We start from the raw sequence: 5,296 nt of genomic DNA on the forward strand, positions 1-5,296 counted from the left end.
AGACCGTCACGGGCGGTCACTGTCCGGGTTTTTGTCGCTTTCAGGATATCTTTCAGGTATTGGCTGACAAGCCCGTCGTGATCGACACCTGAGCCAACCAGGTTAATGGTTTTAACCGGGGTATCACCGATCAATTCATTAATTTTTTTTGACAGGTCTGACGCGGTTTGCCCGCCCAGGGTAAATTCCCCGTCTTTGGATTCACCCAGGCCTACCACATGAATTCGGCTATCATCGCCCAGCAGTTTGCCAATATCGGCACTATTGATCTTTGCGCCCGTCTCGCCATCTGACCAATCATCGTTCTCAATGACCAGCCAACGGACTGAAGGCTCACTGCCTCCCGTTTGTTGGCGATTTTTATATTTGCGAAACAGGTAACGGCTGGCCTTGCTAATAGGGTTATCATCGCCAGACCCCATCTGGATAACCAGTTGTTGACGGTATTGGCTATGCTTCCGGGGATCTGTGTTTATATAGCGTCTGATATCATTTTCCTGATCCCGGGCAGCAGCCGCTTCGCTAGAAAGGGTAAAGTGATCTCCGGGAGACAATTGCAGAGCAGCCAGCAAAGCTTTGTAGCCTGCAGTCCAACTCATTGCAATCTTGCTTTCCTGCAGTGCGTTATCGCCATTCAGGATTCGATAGCCTTTCGCAAACTCTCGTACACCTCCGATTCGGTAATAAGCCAATGCCGCGTCAGCAATCCTTTCCCCGATTAAAAATGTTTCTCTGAGTCTGGCAGCATTCCAATTCGTCAAACCGGACACTTTAAATCGATCAACCTCTTCGAATTGTGATAAGAGGGTGTCATAAGCTAACTCTATGGTTGGGTTGCCCGGTCTTGCCGCGAAAAATAAACCCGGATTTTTTTCTGATGGCACGTAGGCCTGGTAGGGCATGACTTTAACTTTTCCCAAAGGCTTAAACAGTTGAGAGGGATCAGCATTTGCCACAAGCTGTTCAATGTCGCTCTTCAACCCAGGGTATTTTTCACCGAACCAGGCGATATCTTCTGAAACTTTCTGTTTAATGGCAGGGTCCTGATTATCAGGAAGGAATTCTTTGCCAAGCCTTTGGATGACCAGCTGTGTCTGTAATGTCTTTACCCTGTCCCAATCTGCTTTGCTGACGCCTGAATAATCAATACCCTTGAAAAGATCCTCATTCAATGCAGGCGAAAGCGACGTATCAGAATAAAGACCACCGAGAGTGCTAATCACCTTGATTTTCACCAGTGCGTTGGCCGCAGGCTGATGACCACGCAATCCCAGTTCCCTGTAATAGTGCTTTTTGGCTTTCTGACCATCTTCCCCGTAGGCACTGGTCCAGAGCTCATTAATATCTTTGAGGGAAAACTTGGCCCCGGGGTAAGAAGACGTTATTTCCTTTTCAAATTGCCGGAAGGATTCCAGCGTTTGGGCTTTTTGTTTGTCAATGTCCGTCTTGTATTTGAGATGGTCTATCAGAAAATCCTTCGCCGCCTGATCAAACAGCTGGCCACTTGCCATTTTTGGCTCTATGGCTTTCCAGGCCTCATCTTGTAACCTCATCAGTTCTTTCAGTAAATCCGATTCAAAATCAGATGGATTACCGGGATCGGACTGACCGGTCAATTTACTGGTCACAGATTCTTTAAGAGCTTCGGCGAGCACACCGGCGAGCATTGCATTCGGGTCATGCCAGAGGTTTATTCTTAAAACGGACTCTGAATTTGCTAAAATCCATGACCGGATATAATTCAGCTCCCCATCGGTTGGGTTAACGCTAACAAAATGCAGCCGTGGAGGGACTGACTTCATATTGCTTTCAAACCAGCTCCGGATGTCTGTAGCCAGTTTCGCAAATTTTACGCCGGTTTCCTGAGGGTGGTTCCCGATCAGGTCGGTGAGTTTTTCGTAGACCCTTAATGCCGAAGCAAAGGTTGATGGAGCATTCCCATGGCGAGAACTATCAAGGCTCATAAAAGATGAGAACAGGTCTTCAAAACGTCTGTTCAAGTCTGCGTTCAGGATGCGTTGGTACTGTAATATCGCTGCATATTCCATATGGAACGTCTTGGCGTCAGGAATCAGTTTGTCGATTAATTTCGAGTCTGAGCCCTCAGCAGGATCAGGATCGGCACGGCGAACCCTGTGTCTTCCCACCGGTTTGGTCATTTCCGGATACTCATGCAGTGGGGGTGGCTGAAGACCATCATTCGTTGTCATCCTGCCAATGGAAGCCAGTTGCAGACGATAGGTGCCGTTTTTGTCAGGCTCTGCCGTCAGTTCCAGATGACGTCCCAGTGAGCCATATCCGGTCACCGCCAGGCGCACGGATTTGCTGGTGTCTGTCGCTGTCGTTTGATTAAACCTTACCTGTACGGGCAGGGCTTCTTTGATCATTACCTGACGGGGGTCTACTACGGCTAATCTGTTCTGTCCGGGATAGTTTTCAGAATAGTCCCGTGGCAAACCGAGCTCAGTACGAATCCGGTTTTTGATCCTGTTGGCATCCTCTTCCGGCTTTATGCCGAGTGCCAGTTGGAATGCTTTCTTTAACTGAAAAAAGAACGAAACATGGTCTGACAGCCATCCGGCACCAAAGGGCACGCCCCCCCAGCCCGGATCAAAATGGATGAGCGTGAAGGTGCCGTTATTGACGGTTTGGTTGACGGGTGCAAGGGCAGTCCGGTTCTCTGTGGCAGGGTCATGGACGGTGTCATTTTCCGCACCATGTCGGGTGAGCAGGTAGGCCAGTGGGCCGGATTTACCGCCGGGAGACGCGCCATTGTGACCGGGGATGATCAGGCTGACATACTCTCCCGGAATCGTCCTGTTCCGTTCTTCAGGGGGCACTTCCAGCAAACCAATGTCGTGAATATCGCCAAGGGTGTTGGGCCTTATTGGGGAGGTTACATTGCCCGACAGCCTCTGGAACTCGTTGGTATTGTTCAACTGATGCCTGAACAGGTCGCTGGCGTCCACCAGTCGGCGCAGGTCACTGACGATGGTTTCGTTACTGGAACCGGTCAGGTAGTCCGGCGACAGGTAAACCCCTATCCAGTCACCCAGAGCCGTGAGGGTAAAGAACCGGCCCCGGATGCTGCTGGTGGTGTTGTCAAAGAACGGCACCGGTTCCATTTCGGTCAGGCCATCGTAGCCATCCTGTTGTGCCTCATCATTTCTTTTGAGTCGCTTAAGGTTTGCCAGGGCCGGATTGTCAGGGTCTTTAGCGGTCAGCCAGTCCAGGCTGTCATCAATAGCCCTGCGGAAAGCCCATTGTTCACTGCGCAATGATTGCTCGTTGTAAACCATGATGATGGCCTGGAGCAAGTCCGCCATTTCCCCAGCTGTAACGGTACTCTCCGTCAATGGTTGCTGGTCTTCCATGACTCTGGCAAGTGCTGACGCCAGCCCGTCATCCAGATACAGTTCGCGGACGGCATCAACAAAGTCTCTCGCAGTGCCGCCCCGTTTCCTGAGGTTATGGCGCTGACCTGCCACCAGTCGCTGGTAGACAACACCTGACTGTTGTGGCCATTGCCGGGCCTGATAACGTTCATCCAATCCATAATTCGGTTGCAACGCTTCCAGCCTGTTGCCAGTGATCCCCCACAGCTGCTCGATACCGGCCACAGCCACGGGATTGTCCGTCAGGGTCTCTCGCCATGTTGGTATCAGCAGGGCCGACAGTCCGCGCCCAAGCGCCTCGGCAGAGTGCCGGGAAAGATCGGCCAACCCCAGGCGAACCAGTGGTTGGCTGCCGTTTGTGAAAGTTGCGTCACTGTCAATGAATAATCGGTCGGACTCTGCCTTGATCAGAGGAATCTTGTGATCGGGGTTTGTCGATCCCACCGGATCACTGGCATCCTGAAGTCCGTGAAGAAAGGCCAGCAACTGTTCGTTAAAACCACCGTATAGAAACAGTCCGGCTAATGTCTCAAGGTCAAAAACCAGCCGCTGGAGAGTTTGTGTTGGATCCTTGTAAGCCAGTGATTGATAGCTTTCCACGTCAAGGGTTATGTCGACCAGCCGCAGTGGTGGAGCTGCGTCCCCCTGGGGGTAAACCCTGACACCTATTTCCGTTCCCTGTACGCGGGTACAGTAACCTGTGCCAAAAGCGGGAAAGGCCATTGTCTCGTTGATGCGTAAAAGCGGTGCGACGGGCGTGAAGGCAAAATAATTGTCAGGCACTGGCCCGGTGACATTGCCTGATGAAGGGGTTGCTTCGCTTGTAACATTGCCTGATGAAAAGCTCGGCTCTGTTTTGAGCCCGGCAAGCGTTTGATCAAGGTGGTTTTTGGAATGCCAGTGATAAGCCCTGAGTCTGGCACTCAGGGGGGTAGGGGGCTTGTCGGGGGGTGAGGCTTTGAACAGACCGGGAAGCAAAACCTCCAGCCAATGACGTGAAGCCGGAGATAATTTCTGATTCAACCACTTGGCAGCCAGCGTTTCAGCGATAAAACCGAGCTGTGTTTCAGTGGCGACAGTGGAAACCGCGTCATCAGGATGGGTAATGGGAGACTGGATAAAACCGCTACCATTCTCTGTAGCATCACTCTCTTCGACACCATCATGCCGTGCCTGAAATTCTGACCAGAAGGCATTGGGATCACAAGCCTCATAAACGACTATTGCCATGTGATTCAGCAAAGTGGCAACAAGCCGGTCAACTCCGGGAGTCTCTGCCAGACTGGCGGGTTTGCCAGAAGTCTGGGGTAATGATGATGGATTGATGATCGATTGCCCGATTAACAAAGTGACACCATCATCGTCATAAAAAACATTCTGACCCGCTAAGTCAGAGTCAGAAAAGATAATGCTGACATTCCGGTGTATGTGGTGCGGAAATAAACCTGACTGCTCAATCAACCAGAAGGCCCTGTCAATGGCTGTCCTGACGGTACTGATGTACGCAGGCGTGGCAAAAGCCGAGCCCGGTCGATTCATCGACAGACCGATTTTAAAAGTATCTGTGTCAACAATGGCGGAGTAAAACCAGCCATCGCTGGTCTCAAGCCACTGTCGTTCGGGAGGAGGATTGGGAGGAATCGTATCAGTTCGATTGGCAGGCATAGGGTAAGCTCTCCGAAACTGGCGAGTTGTTCGGGACTGGGCTGATTAAACCACCCTGCAGCGTTTCATTCAGTCTTACATACAATCTACCGTTCGCCGCTCGTATAAGTGCTATCAGCCAGCGCTTATCCTAGTCAAAGGTTGCGGAGTCGTCAGGTTTTGTGTCGTTTTATGGCTTGCTGACGGTACAAAAGACAAGTTCTCGCCACTGCGATTGCCCGACAGGGTACTGATTT

The 5,296-nt window shown here is 51.2% G+C and carries 1 protein-coding gene; it reads right to left on the reverse strand.

Annotated elements, in window-relative coordinates; genetic code table 11:
* Positions 1 to 5,060, reverse strand: a 5,060-nt coding sequence (locus tag KDK18_RS09790; RefSeq protein ID WP_257254719.1) for a TcdA/TcdB catalytic glycosyltransferase domain-containing protein, incomplete at its 3' end; no start/stop codon positions are given.
* Between the last annotated feature and the right edge of the window lie 236 nt (positions 5,061 to 5,296).

The sequence above is a fragment of the Endozoicomonas sp. SESOKO3 genome (assembly GCF_024606255.1).